This window comes from Nitratireductor aquibiodomus NL21 = JCM 21793 (genome assembly GCF_000615975.1).
GTDB lineage: Bacteria > Pseudomonadota > Alphaproteobacteria > Rhizobiales > Rhizobiaceae > Nitratireductor > Nitratireductor aquibiodomus.
This window is the reverse complement of record NZ_BAMP01000083.1, coordinates 1-18,278: the sequence shown is the minus strand read 5'-3', so window position 1 is coordinate 18,278 and position 18,278 is coordinate 1. Positions and strand designations below refer to the sequence as shown.

Annotated in this window: 20 protein-coding genes; 8 read left to right on the top strand and 12 right to left on the bottom strand. The window is 58.5% G+C overall.

Annotated features, from left to right (window positions below; genetic code table 11):
* The coding region (locus tag JCM21793_RS18300; protein ID WP_025031284.1) for a hypothetical protein at window positions 1-253 on the bottom strand (253 nt) is incomplete at its 3' end.
* Between the two features lie 376 nt (window positions 254-629).
* On the opposite strand from JCM21793_RS18300, the gene JCM21793_RS18295 reads away from it, so the two are divergent.
* The 5 genes from JCM21793_RS18295 to JCM21793_RS26890 all read left to right on the top strand — a co-directional run bounded on the left by JCM21793_RS18295 (window position 630) and on the right by JCM21793_RS26890 (window position 3,769).
* Window positions 630-821, top strand: a complete 192-nt coding sequence (locus JCM21793_RS18295; RefSeq protein ID WP_025031283.1) for a hypothetical protein — start codon at window positions 630-632, stop codon at window positions 819-821.
* An 83-nt stretch (window positions 822-904) separates the two neighbouring features.
* Entirely contained in the window at window positions 905-1,909 is a 1,005-nt protein-coding gene (locus JCM21793_RS18290; protein WP_025031282.1) for a TRAP transporter substrate-binding protein, read from the top strand.
* 68 nt (window positions 1,910-1,977) lie between these two features.
* Window positions 1,978-2,502, top strand: a complete 525-nt coding sequence (locus JCM21793_RS18285; RefSeq protein WP_025031281.1) for a TRAP transporter small permease — start codon at window positions 1,978-1,980, stop codon at window positions 2,500-2,502.
* Entirely contained in the window at window positions 2,499-2,696 is a 198-nt protein-coding gene (locus tag JCM21793_RS30570) for a TRAP transporter large permease subunit (protein WP_244439861.1), read from the top strand. The genes JCM21793_RS18285 and JCM21793_RS30570 overlap by 4 nt, the downstream gene beginning before the upstream one ends.
* A complete protein-coding gene (locus JCM21793_RS26890; protein ID WP_244439859.1) occupies window positions 2,696-3,769 on the top strand; it encodes a TRAP transporter large permease in 1,074 nt (357 codons plus the stop codon). Before JCM21793_RS30570 ends, JCM21793_RS26890 begins: the two co-directional genes overlap by 1 nt.
* A gap of 66 nt (window positions 3,770-3,835) precedes the next feature.
* Here the strand turns inward: JCM21793_RS26890 and JCM21793_RS18275 are convergent, their stop codons facing one another.
* The 9 genes from JCM21793_RS18275 to JCM21793_RS18235 form a co-directional block, all read right to left on the bottom strand.
* Window positions 3,836-4,588: a fumarylacetoacetate hydrolase family protein gene (locus tag JCM21793_RS18275; RefSeq protein ID WP_025031280.1), complete on the bottom strand. Its 753-nt coding sequence runs from the start codon at window positions 4,586-4,588 to the stop codon at window positions 3,836-3,838.
* A gap of 24 nt (window positions 4,589-4,612) precedes the next feature.
* On the bottom strand, window positions 4,613-4,885 hold the full coding sequence (locus tag JCM21793_RS31045) for a sugar phosphate isomerase/epimerase family protein (protein WP_025031279.1): 273 nt from the start codon (window positions 4,883-4,885) through the stop codon (window positions 4,613-4,615).
* A complete protein-coding gene (locus JCM21793_RS31040) occupies window positions 4,885-5,430 on the bottom strand; it encodes a sugar phosphate isomerase/epimerase family protein (RefSeq protein WP_025031278.1) in 546 nt (181 codons plus the stop codon). The genes JCM21793_RS31045 and JCM21793_RS31040 overlap by 1 nt, the downstream gene beginning before the upstream one ends.
* Window positions 5,427-6,635: a UxaA family hydrolase gene (locus JCM21793_RS18260; RefSeq protein ID WP_025031277.1), complete on the bottom strand. Its 1,209-nt coding sequence runs from the start codon at window positions 6,633-6,635 to the stop codon at window positions 5,427-5,429. The genes JCM21793_RS31040 and JCM21793_RS18260 overlap by 4 nt, the downstream gene beginning before the upstream one ends.
* Window position 6,636: 1 nt before the next feature.
* Window positions 6,637-6,789 carry a hypothetical protein gene (locus JCM21793_RS31545; protein ID WP_370671659.1) on the bottom strand — a complete coding sequence of 51 codons (153 nt, stop codon included), beginning with the start codon at window positions 6,787-6,789 and terminating at the stop codon, window positions 6,637-6,639.
* Between the two features lie 195 nt (window positions 6,790-6,984).
* Entirely contained in the window at window positions 6,985-8,256 is a 1,272-nt protein-coding gene (locus tag JCM21793_RS18250; protein WP_025031275.1) for a TRAP transporter large permease, read from the bottom strand.
* Window positions 8,253-8,753: a TRAP transporter small permease gene (locus tag JCM21793_RS18245; protein ID WP_155983477.1), complete on the bottom strand. Its 501-nt coding sequence runs from the start codon at window positions 8,751-8,753 to the stop codon at window positions 8,253-8,255. Before JCM21793_RS18245 ends, JCM21793_RS18250 begins: the two co-directional genes overlap by 4 nt.
* A gap of 54 nt (window positions 8,754-8,807) precedes the next feature.
* Window positions 8,808-9,800, bottom strand: coding sequence for a TRAP transporter substrate-binding protein (locus JCM21793_RS18240; RefSeq protein ID WP_025031273.1), 993 nt, complete (start codon window positions 9,798-9,800; stop codon window positions 8,808-8,810).
* 16 nt (window positions 9,801-9,816) lie between these two features.
* A complete protein-coding gene (locus JCM21793_RS18235; protein WP_162175234.1) occupies window positions 9,817-10,983 on the bottom strand; it encodes a M20 family metallopeptidase in 1,167 nt (388 codons plus the stop codon).
* Window positions 10,984-11,163: 180 nt separating this feature from the next.
* On the opposite strand from JCM21793_RS18235, the gene JCM21793_RS18230 reads away from it, so the two are divergent.
* Complete coding sequence (locus JCM21793_RS18230) at window positions 11,164-12,768, top strand: PucR family transcriptional regulator (protein ID WP_025031271.1); 1,605 nt, start codon at window positions 11,164-11,166, stop codon at window positions 12,766-12,768.
* A gap of 379 nt (window positions 12,769-13,147) precedes the next feature.
* Here JCM21793_RS18230 and JCM21793_RS26885 read toward each other — a convergent pair whose 3' ends face one another.
* A complete protein-coding gene (locus tag JCM21793_RS26885) occupies window positions 13,148-13,993 on the bottom strand; it encodes a heme/hemin ABC transporter substrate-binding protein (RefSeq protein ID WP_244439855.1) in 846 nt (281 codons plus the stop codon).
* 183 nt (window positions 13,994-14,176) lie between these two features.
* Here JCM21793_RS26885 and JCM21793_RS18220 point away from each other — a divergent pair, with 183 nt between their 5' ends.
* Both JCM21793_RS18220 and JCM21793_RS18215 read left to right on the top strand, forming a co-directional pair.
* A complete protein-coding gene (locus tag JCM21793_RS18220) occupies window positions 14,177-16,252 on the top strand; it encodes a TonB-dependent hemoglobin/transferrin/lactoferrin family receptor (RefSeq protein WP_025031270.1) in 2,076 nt (691 codons plus the stop codon).
* A gap of 20 nt (window positions 16,253-16,272) precedes the next feature.
* Complete coding sequence (locus JCM21793_RS18215) at window positions 16,273-17,355, top strand: siderophore-interacting protein (protein ID WP_244439853.1); 1,083 nt, start codon at window positions 16,273-16,275, stop codon at window positions 17,353-17,355.
* Between the two features lie 367 nt (window positions 17,356-17,722).
* On the opposite strand, the gene JCM21793_RS26880 is transcribed toward JCM21793_RS18215, so the two are convergent.
* On the bottom strand, window positions 17,723-18,278 hold a 556-nt coding region (locus tag JCM21793_RS26880; protein ID WP_244439851.1), incomplete at its 5' end, for a mannonate dehydratase.

The following is an 18,278-nucleotide window of genomic DNA, read 5'->3' as shown; positions in this document are numbered from 1 at the left end:
CCGCTTCCTTGGCGTATTTTCGGCGGCAATTGTACCAGTACGTCAACCCGCCCTTGGGTGTCAGGCCTGCCCCCTCTATCATCTCTGAAACAACGGTTTCCTGCGGCTGAGTGTTCAGAGCGCGATAAATCGCCATCGACGCATCGACCTTGGTCTTGCCCTGCGCAATTGACGTCTGCCCCTGTGCGATTGCCTGCTCGATGGCCTTCGCATCGTCTTCACTAATAACAACCGACTGCTTCTTCGCAGCCATTTGACAATCTCCTTTTGACTGCAGCGACCATCCTTCTGATTGATAACGACAGACAACGGAAAAGGCTTAGCAGGATTCCGAGGTGGTTCGATTACTGTCGGCAGGCTTGCCCGGCGGGTAGAGAACTCCGGCTCAACGAGCGCGCCGGGACCACAAGCTTTTCCGGATTTTGTCGAAAGGAAACTGGGGCCGCTTCCTTCCCTGCAAGCCAGAATTCCAGGCGCATTCCGAGACACCCGAGAATTTATAACCAACTGATAAATATGAGAAAAAATTCGCGACGATAGTTGGGAAGCTGACAGGCTACCATTACATCATACCCGCGCAGCGCGCATTAATCCGCGACACGTGGTCCGGCGTCAAGCGGGTTTGTGAGATGATCGGCTGGGCTTCGAGGCCCGCAACCGAAATGCATGATGAAAAACGTTTGCGGGCCAGCGCGCCTATCACCGACGCATCCCAGCGCTTCGACCTGGGCCTGATCAAACTGATTTTGTATGCCGAGCACAAAAATCCGGACTTCCGTTTCATTACTCTGGTCAATGGATTCAGGGGCGTTTTCGCTTAGGGTCAATATCGTGGTTGGTATGGGTGAGGAGGAAACCTGCCAGCCTGATCAATCGAAAAATCCATCACAATCGGGAGGGGCAGATGATCTGGAGAGGTACACTGCAAGCTTGCGTGGCAGCCGCGATGCTGTTGGCGACAGGGGCTCATGCCGAAACAGTATTGCGCTTCGGGCATCCAAATGTTGCGGGCGAAATTTCAAGCAAGCTCTATGACGAATTCGTCGCACGGATCGCCGAGCGCACGGATGGAGAAGTCACCATTCAGGTATTCCCAGGCGAACAGCTCGGTAAGGAAACCGAGATGGTGCAGCAATTGCGGGATGGCGTTCTGGACATGACGGCAGCCTCGATGGCGGCCACCAGCACGCTGGTGCCGGCGATGGAGATCCCGAGCGCGCCGTTTCTCTGGCAGAACTGGCTCGAGGCGGAAGCGGTGATTTCCGGGGCTGCCATGCAGCCGGCCTTTGACGAGTTGGAAGAAAAACACAACATCATTCCGCTCACCAAGATCTGGTACTGGGGCTGGCGCAATTTCACGCTTTCGGAAAAGCCCGTGCGCACGCCTGCAGACATGGCCGGCCTGAAGATCCGGGTTCCTGAATCCCCGGTCTGGGTCGAGATGATCCGTGGGATCGGTGCTGCACCGACGCCCATTCCCTTCAGCGATGTCTACACGGCACTGCAGCAGGGGACGGTCGACGGTCAGGAAAACCCCATTCCGACCATCTACGCCCGGAAATTCTACGAGGTTCAGAGCTACATCGTGATGTCGCGTCACATGCTTCAGAACAATCTGATCCTGATGAACAAGGACTCCATGGCAAAGCTCGATCCACGCCATCAGCGGATCATTCTGGAAGAGGTTGGCGCAGCTTCTGCCAAGATGACGCTTCTCCAGCAGCGGGCCGAAGAAAACATGCTGAAGGAAATCGCAGAAACGGCTGACGTCACCATCGTTGATGATCCGGACCGCGAAGCGTTCGCCGAAGCCACGACTGAAGCTGTCTTTGCCGCCCTTGCCGAGCGCTGGGGGGCGGACAGGATCACGACCGTACGCGAAAATATCTCCGCCACCCGCGGGCAATAGTCTGCCATCAGCACCGGACCGCATCGGCGGTCCGGTGTTCATTGTCCTGTTGTTGGGGGGAGACCAGTTTGAGACAATGCATCCTATGGCTCGACAATCGCGTGCGAGAGATTGAGCACCATGCCCTGTGGCTGCTTCTGGCCACTATTTTCGTCATTCTTACCGCGACAGTCTTCTTCCGCTATGTGCTCGGTTCCCCGATCACCTGGACGGAAGAACTGTTGACGATGCTGTTCACCTGGATGGTGTTCATCGGCGCCAGCTCGGCCCTTTCAACCCACCAGCATATCCGCATCGACATGGTGTTGCGCATCCTGCCGCCGCGCTATGAGCTGCTGGCTTCCGTGGTGGCCGTTTTGGTTTGTCTGGTTGTCTTCCTGGTGGTCATCCATTTCGGCCTCAAATATGTGCGAACGACCTGGGGCGACCGGACGCCGATGATGGATCTCACCTACGGGTTTTACACGCTTGCCCTGCCCGTCACGAGCATGTGTGCCACACTTCATGTGATCCGCAACTGCCTGGATGGCGGTGTGCGCGACGCTCTCAAGAGCACGATCGAGGTTCAGGCAGGTGGAGGGGATGTGGCATGATCACCACCCTGCTCTTGCTGCTACTTCTGTTTCTTCTGGTCGGGGTGCCGACCGCCTACGCGCTGGCGGCCTCTGCCATTGCCGTGATCTGGCTTGAGGGGATACCGCTGACGATTGCCGTGCAGCGCATGATTGCGGGTGTCCAGTCCTTTCCGCTTCTTGCCATCCTCTGTTCATCCTGGCGGGCACGCTGATGAACGCGTCGGGCATTTCGGAACGCCTCTTCGCACTGACCGGTTCGCTGGTCGGTCACATCCGTGGCGGCATGGCCTATGTCAACGTGCTGACAAATGTCTTCATGTCCGGCATTTCGGGATCTTCGCTCGCCGATTGTGCGGCCACGACACGCGTGTTCGTGCCGCAGATGGTCAGGCACGGCTACGACAAGGGATTCAGCGTCGGCCTCACAGCCTCCGCCGCCGTACTCGCTCCCATCATCCCGCCATCCATCCTGCTTGTCATCTATGGCTGGCAGGCGAATGTCTCGATCGGAGATCTGTTCGTGGCCGGGATCGTGCCGGGGCTGGTCATCGCCACCGCGCTGGTTGTCACCGTGGCGATCATGACACGGCGTCGCGGTTTCGGGCGCGGTGCGGCGTTTTCGGCCAGGGCGCTCCGGCAGACCTTCTTCCAGGCTTCCTGGGCACTGTTGATGCCGGTGATCATCATTGTCGGCTTTCGCATGGGCATTTTCACGGCGACCGAGGTTGCGGCCATTGCGGCAGCCTATGCTTTCCTCGTCGGCCTTCTTATCTACAGGACCTTGAAGGTCGCCGAGCTACCGGGCGTGTTTGCAAGCGCTGCGCGCGACACGTCGTCGATCCTCGTCATCGCCGCGACCGCAGCACCATTCGGCTGGATCCTGTCCATCGGTCAGGCTCCGCAGCAGCTCCTGTCATTCCTGACCGGCTTCTCGGACAGCCCGATGCTGATCCTGCTTCTCATCAACGTCATCCTGCTTGTGCTCGGCACATTCATGGAAACGCTGGTACTCATCATCATCCTCGTCCCGATCCTGCTGCCGCTGATCGAAACGCTGGGGATCGATCCGGTTCACTTCGGGATCGTGATGATCATCAATCTGGTCATCGGCCAGCTGACACCGCCCTTGGGCGTTCTGATGTATGTGACCTGCGGGATTTCGGGGACCAGCATCGCTCAGTTCATGCGGGCGATCCGACCGTTTCTCATCGCCCTGATCCTTGCCTTGCTTGCGATCACATACATTCCGGCACTGGCGCTCTATCCGACAGCGCTTCTGCGATAGTCTGGATAAAGCAATGCCCCGTGGGTCCCACAGGGCATTGCTGGTTCAACGGCGATTTGCGGGCGTTCAGGCGACCCGGCTGTGCAGGCGTCCGATCTTCTCGATCTCGATGACGATCTCGTCACCAGACGCCATCGGGCCGACGCCGGATGGTGTGCCGGTGATGATCAGGTCGCCCGGCTCCAGCGTCATGATGCCCGACACGAATTCGAAAATGCGGGCGATGGGGAAAATCATGTCATTCGTGTTGGACGATTGACGCAACTCGCCATTCTGCCAAAGCTTGATGTCGACATTGTCGGGATCGAGGTCGGTTTCGATGACCGGCCCGACCGGCTTATAGGTGTCGAAGGATTTGGCGCGGGTGAACTGACCATCCTTCTTTTGCAAAACACGGTTCGAGACATCGTTGGCGCAGGTGTAACCGAAAATGTAATCCCCTGCATCGCTGGCGGCGACATTGCGAGCCCTGCGGCCAACGACAATGCCGATCTCGGCCTCGAAGTCGATGCGGTCATCGGCATTGTCGAGCTGGATTTGCTCGCCATCGGCGATGATCGCGGAAGGCGCGCACATGAAGAGCATCGGCTCTTCTGGAACCGGAACGCCGGACTCTTCTGCATGGAGCGTATAGTTGAGACCCACGCAGACAAGCTTGCTTGGCGCCACCGGGGCAAGCACACGCACGGCGTCGAGCGGAACGACCTTGCCGGTCTTCTCGATCTTCTCGAAGGGAGAGCCCGACAGGACTGCGATGGATGAGCCTTCAAGCAGTCCATAGGATGTGGTTCCCTGATGGGAAAAGCGAACGATTTTCATGATGAAACCTCTGAATAGATCGCGTCAGACGCGGGTGGGGATATAGTGCCGCATGGCCTCGAAACTGGCAGCGATTGCGTGCCCGGCATCAGGAATCTGGAATGTCTCGACCGTCACGTAGCGGTCGAACCCGGAATCGATCACGCCACCCATGGCGGCGTCGATGTCATAGCTACCATCGCCGACCGGCAGGCGGTCGGAATCGGTGATGTGAAAATGCCAGAAGAGATCACCGGCCACGCGAATGGCTTCGGCCACCGTTTCCTGCTCGGTTAGGATGTGCGCGGTGTCGAGCATCACGCCGAGCTTGAGACGCCAAGACTTCGCACGAAGCTGCAGGTCTCACCTGTGGTGAGCAGGCAATTTGCATAGTTGCGGTTGACCGGCTCGAGCACGATTGGAACATCGGGAAACGTGGCGGCACATTGCGTGATGGCAGCACCGATCCAGTCGAGCGTCTGTTGTGGCGCGACGCCATCGACATATCGACCGCGCAACCGACCGACATTAACCATTGCCCCATATTCGGATGCGAGGTCCATCGACGCCATCATGCGATCAATGGCTTCCTGCCGCCGGCTGGCATCCGGATCGGCGAAGGAAAGCCCGTCCTGACCGTAAACCTCGCCGGTGCAGACCGCCGGCATGTCGAGGCCCTGATCGCGAATGGCGGCGGCGAGCGCTCGCCGGTCGATCCGCGCCGGGTTGCACACCAGAAGCTCGACGCCTGAATAGCCGGTCTGCGCGATGCTGCGCATTGCCGTTTCTATCGGGCCTTGAACCGCAGTCACCTTGGCGGGCGCCACGTCTGGAGTGGCATACATGTAGGCAAGCTTCATCATTGCTGAAACCGGAAATCGTTCTGTTCGGCCAGCTTCTGATGGATCACTTCCTTGCGCACCACGCTGACATTGGGGATGGCGAATTCCTGAATGTTGAAATACTCCGCCTTGGCCTGTTGACCATTCGCCGTGTCCATCACCAGTTCGACGATCTCTTCGCCGACTTGCTTCAGTGACTTGGTTCCCTCAAGGACATCGCCTGCACTCAAATCGATGTCCTCGCGCAGGGCTTTGAACGTATCGTTGTTGGAGCTGATCTTGAGCACAGGCGCAATGCACGACCCGGTCGGGGTTCCCTTGCCCGTCGTGAAGAGCACCATATGCGCCCCACCGGCGACCTTGCCGGTGACCGAAGCGATGTCGAAGCCGGGCGTGTCCATGATGACAACGCCCTTCTCTGTCGGCCGCTCGCCATATTTGACGATCTGCACGATGGGCTGGGTGCCGGCCTTGTAGATGCAGCCAAGCGACTTTTCCTCGATGGTCGTCAAGCCGCCTTCAATATTGCCGGGCGAGATGAAGACGCCGCTGTCATCCTGCGTGGTCATGGACAGCTCGATCTCGTACTCCTTGATCAGGGTCATCAGATCCTGCTTGATCTTGTCGGTTTTCCCACGCCGCCAGAGAACACGTTCGGCGCCGACCATCTCCGTGATCTCCGACAACACGACCGTCCCGCCGGCTCCGACGAGGATATCGGCCGCCTCACCCACTGCCGGATTGGCCGTGAGACCGGAAAACGCGTCGGAAGAGCCGCATTCCAGAGCGACGATCAACTCGCTGACGTCGCCTTCATCACTTGGTTCGGCCGCAATCTGCCCCTTCAAGCGCTCAACGATCCCGATGCCCGTGTCGCGGGTCGACCGGGCACCACCCTCCTTCTGGACGATGAGCATTTCGACCGGCTTTCCCGTTGTCGAAATCGCGTCGGCGATGCGCCGGGCAGACGCTGTCTCACAACCGAGGCTCACCACCAGAACGGCACCGACATTCTGGTGGCGGCCATGGCCAATGAACGTGTCTTCCGTGGTGGTGTTTTCCTCGGCATCGAAGGTGCATCCATAAGGATGCATGAAGGTGACCGCCCCGGTCTTCGAAGCGATGTCGAGCGCCACGCGGTTGACGCAGGAGACCGTCGGAATGACCAGAATGTGGTTGCGGATGCCGATCGAGCCGTCGGCGCGGCGATAGCCCTTGAACTTCATGTCACTCACCCTGCTTTCGCGCGTGGATTTCATCGAACCGGCGCCCCTTGGCGCCGCGACAATTGTGAACGTGCACCCAATGGCCTGCCAAGATCGCCTCGGTCGCGATCCCGATCACCTCGCCATATTTGTGGATCTCCTCCTGGGCCGCGATGTCGCGAAGCGCGATCTTGTGCCCGCGCGGGATCTTCTCCTCGACCTCAGGGGACGCCCATTGCCGATGCCCGAGACGATGACGGTCTCTGCGGGCAACAATTCGACCGTGGCGGTTGCCACGTGATCGCTTTCCTTGATCTGGATGGCTGTCTTTTCCAACGTCAAACTCCTGAATGACTCTTACGGGCCTCGGCTAGAGGAACAGGCTCGGCAAGAATGTCGACAGTTTCGGGAACAGGATGGTCAGTATGAGCACGATCACCATGGCCGCGAGGAACGGAAGCACCGCCCGCGACGCTTCGGCAAACCGCACCCCGGCAATCTTCGCACCCGTCATCAGCGTAACACCGAGTGGCGGTGTGTTGGCCCCGATGCACAGATTGACCACGAACATGACGCCGAAATGCAGCGGGTCAATGCCATACTGATTGACCACCGGCATCAGGATCGGAATCAAAATGATGATCAGCGCATTGCTCTCCATGAAGGTGCCAAGCAGCAGGAGCAGGAAGTTGAGCAGGATCAGGAAGGTCATCGGATCCGGCGCTACAGCCGCGAAAAATGCGGTAAGCTGCTGGGGGATCTGCTCGGTCGCGACGATCCACACAAACAGATGGGAGATCGCCACGATGAGCTGCACCGGCACCGCGATGCGCATCACCTGCATGCAGATCGCCGGCAGGTCCGAGATCTTGACCTCGCGGTAGATGATCGCGGACAGCAGGAATGCGTAGACCACGGCCAAAACCGCTGCCTCCGTGACGGTGACGATACCGCCCAGGATGCCGCCAAGGATGATGACCGGCAGCAGAAGCGGAAGCACCGAATCCGAAACGGCAGAGATGAATTCGCGCCATGTCGCGCGCTCGCCCTTGCCATAGCCACGCCGGCGGCTGATCAGCAAAGAGACGATGATCAGGAGCAAGGCCATCAGGAGGCCAGGCACCAGGCCGCCAATCAACAGGCCGGCAATCGAGATGTTTCCGGTCGCCCCAAGGATGACCATGGTCAGGCTCGGCGGAATGAGCGAAGCAAGCACGCCGCTACACCCCTGAAGGGCCGCCGCAAAGCCAGCCGCATAATTCTTGGCCTTCATGGCCGGGATCATGATGGAGCCGATGGCGGCGGTGTCGCCGATGGCGGAACCGGACAGGGCACCGAACAGGGCGCTGCCGGCCACGGTGACCGCGGCAAGACCGCCCGAGATGTGTCCGATGACGGCGTTGGCGAGACGCATCATGCGCTGCGTGATGCCTCCATGCTCCATGAGCACGCCGGCAAACACGAACATGGGAAGCGCAAGAAAGGGGTAGGAATAGATGCCCGTCGCCGAACGCTGCGCCACGAGCGCGAGATTGATGTCCTTGACGAAGAGATAGGTCAGGCAGGCAAAGCCGATTGCAAAGGCTATCGGGACATTGATGATGATTAGCCCCAGAAGCAGAACGAAAAGAACGATGCTCATGAACGATGCTCCTGCGTTTCTGCGGTGCCGAACAATGCCTGCAACAAAGCTTCGATGGAGACGAGCACGAGAAGCCCGCCGCCAATCAGCACACCCAGATATTGCCACGTACTGGAAATCTTGAGGCCCGGCATGATCGCCTCTCTGGCAGTTTCAACGATGAGAAGCGCGCCATAGGTCAGCGCCACGTTGAAGGTGAGCACCACAAGCGCACCGATGATTTGCATCGGCCGGTTGAGCGATGGCGGCAGCCATTCCACCAGGAGATCGATGGCGACGTGTTCCTTGCGCTCAAGCATCAGCGCCGAACCAAGGAACGTCATCCAGACCATGAGCAGAAGGGCCAGTTCTTCAGACCAGACCAGTGGCGATTGCAGGAGATAGCGCCAGATGATCTGCGCGAACATCACACAGGTCATGGTCAGAAGCATCAGCATGAGAAGCCATTGGACGAGCTTGACGAGAAGCTGTCTGGCGCAAAGCAGGTATTGCGTCATCGCGGAAACCCCAATTGCGGCAGGCCGGCGCGACACCGGCCTGCGCGCATTCAATCAATTTGAGTATTTACGCACGATGGCGAGGAGGTCTTCCCCGAAGACGCCTTCATACTTGTCCCACACCGGCTGAACCATCTCTTGGAATGCTGCCGGATCCGGCCGCGTGATTTTCATGCCCTCGGCCTCGAGTTTGGCGAGCACTTCCTCATCGCTCGCGCGGATCATCTCGCGCTCTTTCTCTTTCCAGATCTCGGCCTTCTCTCGCAGGATGGTCTTCTGCTCATCCGTCAGCTTGTCCCAGGCCTTGCTGGAAATCGTGAGGATGGCCGAGCCCCAGATGTGCCCGGACAGCGCCAGATTGTCCTGCACCTCGTAGAATTTGGATGCATAGATTGTTGCCAGCGGGTTTTCCTGTCCGTCGACGACCTTCTGTTGAAGCGAGGTGAAGACCTCGGAGAATGCCATCGGCGTGGGCAGTGCACCGAGTTCGCGGAACGTATCGAGACGCAGCTCGGCTTCCGGCACGCGCAGCTTGATGCCCTTGAGGTCTTCGGGCGTTTCAATCGGGCGGGCCGAATTCGTGATATGGCGATAGCCACTTTCCCACCAGCTCAGCGCATTGATGTTCTTGGCCGCCAAGATTTCGGCGAGTGCATCGCCAAGTTCACCATCCACGGCAGCATAGGCCTTCTCACGGGTGGGCCAGGCGTAAGGCAGTTCCTCAATGATCAGGCGCTTGTCCAGAACCTGGAGTGCCCCGGTGCCGAAGAGGCCCATCTCAACGGTTCCCAGCTGCAAGCCTTCGGCCACTTCGCGGTCGCCGCCAAGCTGGGAGCTTGGGTAAACCTGGATAACGACCTCGCCGCCCGTCGCTTCAGAAACATCTTTCGACAGTCCCTCCAGAGCAATCTGCCAGGGGTGGTCGGCGGCAAAGACATGGCCCACCTTCAAGGTCGTTTCCGCGTTCGCGGCACCTGCAGCGAAGATGAGCCCCGCACCAAGCCACGCGGCGGCGAAAGTTGCTTTCGTTTTTGCCAGATAAGTCATGGGTTCCCTTTCTTTTTTAGTTTTGGCTGAAGTACTGCGCGATAATTTCTCCGTAGATATCTATCGCGTTGAAAAAGTCATCGACGACGAGATGCTCATCGGTTTGATGGGCCTGTTCCGGTGCACCCGGGCCAAGAATGATGATGTCATCGCCATGCGCACCAAAGGCCGAAGCGTCTGTGAAGTACTGCGCCCCGCGAACGACTTCGGCGCCGGGGGAGATCTTTGCGAGAACCTGTTGGCTGATCCGGACAATTGGAGCTTCCTCATCCGTCAGCAAGCCGGGCAGGTTGAGTGTGCATTCCACCTGGAAACGCGCTTCCGGGTCTTCTTTGACAAGTGCGGCTGCAATTGCCTCGACCTGAGCCACCACACCCTGTTGGTCCTGCCCTGGCACCGTCCGGATGTCGATGGTCATCTGGCAGTGATCGGGAATGACATTGGGTGCACCACCACCATTGAAAGTGGTGACGGCAAATGTGGGCTCAGACAACAACGGTGTCGTCGTGGGGCCGAGATCAAGGGATTGGAGACGCTCATAGAACAGGTGGAGCTTGTCGACGGCGTTTGTACCGCACCCGGGCATCGAGCCGTGTGCGGTCTTGCCGAAGCTGGTCACGCGAAGCCAGGTCACGCCCTTGTGCGCAATGACAAGTCGATTGTCGGTCGGTTCCGCCACGATCATCGCGTCGAACCGCGGGATCTGCGTCTTGTTGACCATTGCCGACGCGCCAAGGGCACCGACCTCCTCGCCGAACGTGGCCGCGAAAATCAGTTCGCCGTTCCAAAGGTCAGGCGCGAGGTCCTTGTGCTTCATAAAGGCGAACAACAGAGCGAAAAGGCCGCCTTTCATGTCCGCTGTGCCGCGGCCATAGATGCGCCCATCGTCAATCGCGGCCGAAAAGGGATCATGCGTCCAGGTGGCGTCCCCGATCGGCACCGTATCGAGATGGCCGCTCAGGACGAGGCGGGGTCCAGGCTTTTTCGCCGGGCCTTGCCCGCGCAAAGTGGCCACCAGATTTGCCTGATGCTCATTCTCCCGGAAGATCTCGCAGTCTATCCCAAGATCATCCAGTCGCGCCTTGATCATGCGGGCCAGAACGATCTCATTGCCGGTCGATGAAATGGTGTTGCAGCGCACGGCCTGCTGAAGAAAATCAAGCGCACCGAGCCGTGCCGGCACGACCACCGGATTGTTAGAATTCAACTGCTTCCCCCCTTAAGCCTACAAGGAACGTATCGATTCGGAAGCCGGAAAACTATTGACCAGCGCCATGAAACGTCGGCAAAGTTCTTTGTACTTTGGATACAATTTTATAAGGTTGCCTGTGCTGTGCACGCATGGGGTGGGGGTTTCAAGAACATGGTGCTGACAATCGGAAAGGTTATGGCCCTGCCGGCAATGCAGGAGGGCTGCCTCCTGGCTGGACATGAGGGGTTGGACCGGGTTGTCAAAACCGCAACGGTGCTTGATGCACCGGACGCCGTACGCTGGCTGCGGGGCGAGGAACTCGCTCTGACTTCGACCTACCCGCTGCTGCAACTGCGCCACAGTCTCGATCACTTCGTTGAAGAACTCGTGGAGCATGGAGCGTCAGGTCTCGGCCTGAAACTCAACCGTTACATGAAACGCGTGCCGCAAAAGATGATCGACTGTGCCAACGCCCTCAATTTTCCCATAATTGTCGTTCCAGAAGATGTGGCATGGGTCGAGATCATCACACCGATCATGTCGAACTATTTCGAGGCGAAGGCGGGTAGTGTTTCCCAATCTGAACTCTTCGGCGAAAGAATGGGGAAACTTTCGCTGGTCGATTCGACGCTTCAGGACCTGCTTGATGACCTCAATGCCCTGCTTGCCAATCCTGTGATTGTCTCCAGCCCGATGGATGGCCTCGTGCTGCATGCTCCCAGCAAGCCGAGCAAGGATATTGCCGATGCACGGGCTCTTCTGGAGGAAGAGGGCTGGCCAAGCGAAACCATACAATCCCACAAAACGTTTACCCGCAGAACCGGGCATAACACGAGCATTGTCTTCACATCCTATGAGCAGTCCAACGGAATGATCGGGACGCTCGTCGTGATAGAACGGAACCGCAAACTGACCAATGAAGACCTCGACCATCTGGGCTATGCAAAGGTTCTCATCTCCCTGAAAGTCCGTCAGATCAGGGCCGATCAGAGCACGATTTTCGAACGACAGAACGAATTGGTTCTTTCATTGATCGACCGCACTCTGGGTTCGCAGACTTATGCCGCTCTGACCGCACGTTACAGTGCGATCGGCAGGCATCTTCATGCACGCTATGTGGGAATTGTCGTTGCGTTTCATGACGCCGCTGCCGACCGCCTGCTTGGATTATCAAATGCCTTGAGGGTGCATTTCTCCCAACATGGCGAAACCATAACCGCTGTGATCGCAAACAACCGCGTTGTCCTGATGGCTCCCGAGGATGATGAAGTGCTTTGCCAGCCCGACTTTTTCAGGGAGCATGTGGACAAAGGACTAAAGGGGATCGGGGCTGATGACGTCCTGTGGTCGGCAGGCATCAGCCAGGTAACGGCGGTGGAACATTTCTACCGAGCCTATGAGCAAGCGGTGCAAGCGCTCGAACACGGCCGAAGCACAAGCAAGACCAGCGGAGTCTTCCTTTATGATGACACCGGATTTTATCGGCTTTTCTCGAAAAGTTCCATGCAGCCGGACGTGAACCGCTTCGTCAATGAATGGCTTGGAACACTCATTGACCATGACAAGGAACACCGTGTCGACCTGATTGAAACGTTTCGGGTTTTCCTGGATGCCAATGGCAACTACCGGGAGACTGCAAGGGTGTTGAATCTACACCATAACACGGTGCGCTATCGTATCTCCCAGGTCACGGAACTGACAGGCAAAAAGGCGCTGCAACCGAAACTGCGCCTGCATTACCACCTTGCTTTGAAGCTGCTTCCACTTGTGTCCTGACACTGACTAGATCCCGAGGTTTTTCGGGATCTGGCCGAACGGAAAACGAGGGCCGCCCTCGCCCAAGCAAGTCAGAACTCCAGGCGCACTCCGAGACTTCATAGCCAATTGACAAACATAGGCTAATTAAACGCGACGTTAGTCTGAAAACTGACAGGATAGCACTGCATCATACCCGCGCAGCGCGCGTAAATCCGCGACCTGGAGCTGGCGTCAAGCGGGTTTGTCAGAGGGTGGTGCGATTGTTCTTGTTGGTATTGTGGCTGGTGGTAGACCAACCCTAAACGATGCAATCAGTCGATCGCTGGGGCCAATTCCGCCCCATACAGTGCTTCGGCAAGGTCACGGATTGCGTCTGTCGTGCGCGGGCCGAACCCGATCATGTAGCGCCGTCCAGCACAATAAGGGAGCCGGTCCTGGCCGCCGGCGTCAACGCCAGAGCCCTGTTGGAGAAAACCTCTTCACGGGTCGGCCCGCCACGCCCATTGCTCATCATCAGGATCGTGTCTGGAGCAAGCTCGATCAGGTCTTCCTCCGATGCCGCCTTGTAACCTTCAAACCGGTCCATCGGGTTTAAACCGCCTGCATACCGAATAATGGCATCGGCGGCGGTGCCCGCACCGGCGGCGGTCAGGCGCTCCACACCGTGAAAGAATACGACCTTCCTGCGTTTTTCAACAGGTATGGCTTCGGTGAGCTTCGTCGCTTTCTCAAAATTCGCAAGCACGTCGCCGGCGAGGGCCCGACCCTCCGCTTCAAGGGCCAGTGCCGAGGCAATCAGGGCGATCTTCCTGCGAATCCCCTCGCCCGTGTTTTGCTTGGGAACAAGCACCATCGGTATGGCGATCTTTTTCAGGACCTCCACCACCTCAGGCGGACCAATATCCTCGGCAGCGAGGATGAGGTCGGGGTCAAGCGAAAGCACACCTTCCGCCGACAGCCGGCGGCGATATCCGACATTGTGCTTCGAGGAAGCCGCCTCCGGGAAACGGCTGCCGCGGTCAACCGCGACGATGCGATCGCCCGCTCCCAGTGCAAAGACGATCTCCGTGACATCGGAACCGAGTGTGAGCACGCGCCTGGATGTTTCAATCCGGACGTCACGGCCAAGCGCATCGACGATCCGGACAGGACCGCTTTCCTGCGCCTGAGCACTGCCGCAGGCGACGGCACAAAGCCAAAACAGCAGAACGCGGATACTGAGTTTACGGAGGCGCAGAGCCATGTTCGAGGGTTTCCTTCATATGCAGAGAGGATGGCACACAAGCGGAGATGCATGTGAACTTAGCTGGTCGATTTTAAATTGACAATAATAGTCATATTTAATTATTGAAGCCTCAATCATGCCAGCCCCGTGCCCTGTCGCGTTGCCAGCGGACAATATCCAAACCAATGGGACTGGGGCATCATGACGAACTCTGGATTATTAAAGACCACGGCACTGGCGACCCTTCTGGGGCTGTCCGCAATCTCCTCCGCATCATCCCAGGAACCGGCTGCTCAAGGCGAACAAGACCTGCCCTCAGCAGGCAAGCCGACCGAGCTGGATCTCATCACGATCACCGCGACGCTCGGCTGGCAGGCCGTGATTGACGCCCTGTCGGCGACAAGCGTTGTTTCACCCGGCAATCTGGAACGCCTACAGGCGACAACCGCCGCAGACCTCTTCCGGCACACGCCCGGCGTCTCCGCCACGATGAGCGGCGACGACCCGGCGACGGCCATCAACATTCGCGGCCTGCAGCAGTATGGGCGTGTCGCGGTAACACTGGACGGAGCGCGGCAGGATTTCTGGCGTGTCGGCCACGGCTCCGGCTCTTTCTTCATCGAACCTGAACTTCTGAAGCAGGTCACCGTCATTCGCGGACCTGTTTCCAACGCCTTCGGGACCGGAGCGATCGGCGGTGTCGTCGCCTTCGAGACAAAGGCTGCGCGCGACTTCCTGCGCGACGGGGAAACCTGGGCCCTAAGCGAAAAACTGCGGTACGAATCGAATGGCAGTGGCTGGCTTTCCAGCACGACAGGCGCCTATCAGTTCAACGAGAATTTCGACGTCATAGGCAACCTCGTTTATCGCAGCAGCGAGGAATACAAGGACGGCAATGGAGACACGGTGCGGTGGACCGGCGAAGACGGTCTGAGCGGATACGGCAAGGTCACGCTACGGCCGGCGGACGGGCATGAACTGCAGCTCGGCGCATCGATACAGAATTATGATGATATCATTTCCGGGTCCAGCGGCTCCTCGTCATCCACACTCAGCCGCTACGACACGGATACGCTGGTTGAGAACTACACCGGCCGATACACCTACAATCCGGATGAGAACGACCTTTGGGACCTGACCTTCAATGTCTATCACAGTGCCACACGGTCGGACCAATACCGAGTCTGGCCGAGTTCCCGGATCGGCGAAACGCGTTACTACGACGTTTCGACAACCGGGTTCAACGTGCGCAACACCAGCCGTTTCGCTGCCTGGGGAATGGAGCACGCGCTGACCTATGGCGGTGACTACTCGCATCTCAGGGGCGATTCCGACGCCGATCATTTCGGTCAGGGCACTCAGGACGCCTACGGCGCGTTCCTGCAGTGGGAAGGCAACTACGACCAGTGGCTCGATTTGACTGCCGCGCTTCGCTATGACGGATACCGGCTGGACGGACACTCAAAGCCCACTCCCACCATCCCGTCGCAGGACGTCTCGCTGACCGGTGACCGCTGGTCACCGCGTTTCACAGTCGGTGTCACCCCGTTCGAGGGCATCCAGTTCTACGGCACCTATGCAGAGGGCTATCGCACCCCGCACCTGCAGGATGTCTTTCGGCAGAACGGGGCGCATGGCTCCGGCTATGAACCCAACCTGCTCCTGAGACCGGAAGTGGCCAGCACCTGGGAAGCGGGCGTGAACCTCAAGCTAGACAGCATCTTCACTGCAGACGACATGCTGCGCGCAAAGGTCAATGTCTTCCACTCGGATGTTGACGATTACATTGAAGTCGTCGCCGGCAGCGTTCGTCAGGCACAGAACGTTGGCACCGCCCGCCTGCGCGGCGTCGAACTCGAAGGCATCTACGATTACGGCTTCGGCTTCATCAATCTTGCAGCGTCCTTCACCGAAGCGGAACACAAGGATGGTCCCTTTGCTGGCGATACCCTTTCAAACACGCCGCTCGACAACGTTGCAGTCACGCTCGGTTTCCGTGCGCTGGACGACCGGCTGACCTATGGGGTGCAGTACCAGAGCATCGGCGAAGTCGTACGCGAGCTTTCCTCAAGCACCCGCGTTTACCCGCGCGTTGACCTGGTCAACCTGTTTGCGAACTGGGATGTGAATGAGAATCTGAGGGTCGATTTCGGCGTCGATAACCTCTTCGACAAGGCTTATACGGACCCCCAGAGTGGCTGGTCGTCGACATCTGACATCGAGCAGGGCAAGGGCAGAACCTTCAAGATCGCGGTCACTGGCCGGATCGGAGGATGACAATGCAGGAACCCAGTTCGATGACTGATCTTTCAAGCACCGCTGTCGTCACACTTGAGCATCTGCCAGACTATCTCGATCAGATTGAGGATCGTCTCCAGAGTTTCCGCGCAACCGCCACTCGCCGCGACGATGGTATCGATTTCGCCTTCCCTTTCGGGCAGGCGAGTTTCGAATTGACGCGCGGGCATGTCGAGATCCGGGCGCAAGCGGGAGAGCGAGACAATCTGGCGCGCATCAAGGATCTGGTTGCCACGGCCGTTCAGGTTTACGGCAAGCAGGACAATCCGGAGATCCGCTGGACGGGCGACCTCTCCACCGAAACGAAACTTCCGCAGTTTCGTGAGATGACTGTCGAGCAAATCTTCCAGCTGACGCCACGAATGCGCCGCATCAGGCTTTGCGGACAGGATCTGGGGCGCTTTGCGAAGTTTGGCGGGATGCATATTCGCATGCTCTTTCCAACCGATCGTGTTCCCCAGCCGGTGTGGCCGACGCTTGGTGCGAACGGCCTCGCCGCCTGGCCGCCGGAGAACCTGAAACCCACGCCCCGTGCCTACACAATCAGGCATCTGAATGTCGAAGCCGGATGGATGGATGTGGATTTTGTCATCCACCCCGGAGACAGTGTGGGATCGCGCTGGGCGGAAATGGCCGCGCCGGGAGCCCGTGTCGGAATCATGGGGCCTGTCGGACGGCCTGTTCCGCTTGAAGCGGAGTGGTATCTATTCGGTGCCGATGAGACCGGTCTGCCGGCCCTCTCGCGGATGCTCGAAACACTTCCCGAGGTCACCACCGGAACCGCTTTCATTGAAGTGGCGGACAAAGACGAGGTGATCGATCTCGACAATCGGACACGTATCGAAGTTCGCTGGATTCTGCGCAACGGCACCCTTGCCGGAAGCGACCTGCGACTTGCTCAAGCGGTGGCGAGTGTGAAATGGCCTTCGGATATCACACGCTTTGGGTGGTTTGCCGCTGAAGCAGAAGCAGCTTCGATCATCCGCAATCACTGGCGCAAAGTGCTTGGTCTTGGCAGAGACGAAACACTGGCTGCGTCATACTGGGACCGGATGAAAGCGGGCCCAATGGCTGGCGGCTAGAACATCCGTGTCGGCTAGCTGACCGCCACCATTACATCATACCCGCGCGGCGCGCACGAACCGGCGCCCCGGGGCGCGGCATCGAGCGGGCTTGTGGGAAGGTGGTGCGGTTGCTGGTATCGTGGCGGACGGGCCTGCGGGCTGTCGGAGAGCTCGAAACGATCGCCACGGCACCTGGCAAACCAAGGATGGCTGTTGGTTACAGCGGCACCCGGACAGAAACCCGCGCACGACACAAAAATATTGCCCCAGCACTCCCGAGCCGAGCTCTACATATTCTTCTGCAGCGCACGCATATAGCCCATCGCATAGGCCATCCCCGAGTGCCAAGGCGCATCGCACGCCATCAGTGGTGTGTGATCCGGGATCATGACACCGCTAAAGCTCGCTTCATTGAGTATTCGGACGATGCGCGCCATATCGATATCACTTTGTCCACAAACGTCTCACTGTAGTTGGGGACCTTGCCGCGCACGTTGCGGAAATGGATATAGGCGATGTTTCCGTTTTCCGCATGGTGCCTGGTTGTCTCGTAGATGTCCCCCTCTGTCATCTCGGACAGCGATCCCAGACAGAACTCCAGCGCGTTGGAAGAACTGGGATGGATGTTGATGAGCCGCTGGTACATGGCCTGTTGATAAACGAGGCGCGGAGTACCGCGTACAAAAGGGGCCGGCGGGTCGTCTGGATGCGCAGCAAGACGCACCCCGGCCTCTTCCGCCACCGGAAGCACTGCATCGAGAAAGTACGACAGGCGCTGCCACAGGGTCTCATGGTCGATCTCTTCCACGGTGCCCTGCGGCGCATCTGGGTCATAAACCATGTTCCAGACCATGCCATTGGGGATTGGTGTGTCATCGACACCATCCATTGCAACCGACTCTGCATTGCCGCGCGCAAAAGGGCCAACTGACCTGCTCCGC

Coding starts and splice junctions, on each gene's coding strand:
- JCM21793_RS18295 (WP_025031283.1), top strand. CDS start 630: ATGATCGGCTGGGCTTCGAGGCCCGCAACCGAAATGCATGATGAAAAA.
- JCM21793_RS18290 (WP_025031282.1), top strand. CDS start 905: ATGATCTGGAGAGGTACACTGCAAGCTTGCGTGGCAGCCGCGATGCTG.
- JCM21793_RS30570 (WP_244439861.1), top strand. CDS start 2,499: ATGATCACCACCCTGCTCTTGCTGCTACTTCTGTTTCTTCTGGTCGGG.
- JCM21793_RS26890 (WP_244439859.1), top strand. CDS start 2,696: ATGAACGCGTCGGGCATTTCGGAACGCCTCTTCGCACTGACCGGTTCG.
- JCM21793_RS18275 (WP_025031280.1), bottom strand. CDS start 4,588: ATGAAAATCGTTCGCTTTTCCCATCAGGGAACCACATCCTATGGACTG.
- JCM21793_RS31045 (WP_025031279.1), bottom strand. CDS start 4,885: ATGCTCGACACCGCGCACATCCTAACCGAGCAGGAAACGGTGGCCGAA.
- JCM21793_RS31040 (WP_025031278.1), bottom strand. CDS start 5,430: ATGATGAAGCTTGCCTACATGTATGCCACTCCAGACGTGGCGCCCGCC.
- JCM21793_RS18260 (WP_025031277.1), bottom strand. CDS start 6,635: ATGAAGTTCAAGGGCTATCGCCGCGCCGACGGCTCGATCGGCATCCGC.
- JCM21793_RS18250 (WP_025031275.1), bottom strand. CDS start 8,256: ATGAGCATCGTTCTTTTCGTTCTGCTTCTGGGGCTAATCATCATCAAT.
- JCM21793_RS18245 (WP_155983477.1), bottom strand. CDS start 8,753: ATGACGCAATACCTGCTTTGCGCCAGACAGCTTCTCGTCAAGCTCGTC.
- JCM21793_RS18240 (WP_025031273.1), bottom strand. CDS start 9,800: ATGACTTATCTGGCAAAAACGAAAGCAACTTTCGCCGCCGCGTGGCTT.
- JCM21793_RS18230 (WP_025031271.1), top strand. CDS start 11,164: ATGGTGCTGACAATCGGAAAGGTTATGGCCCTGCCGGCAATGCAGGAG.
- JCM21793_RS26885 (WP_244439855.1), bottom strand. CDS start 13,993: ATGGCTCTGCGCCTCCGTAAACTCAGTATCCGCGTTCTGCTGTTTTGG.
- JCM21793_RS18220 (WP_025031270.1), top strand. CDS start 14,177: ATGACGAACTCTGGATTATTAAAGACCACGGCACTGGCGACCCTTCTG.
- JCM21793_RS18215 (WP_244439853.1), top strand. CDS start 16,273: ATGACTGATCTTTCAAGCACCGCTGTCGTCACACTTGAGCATCTGCCA.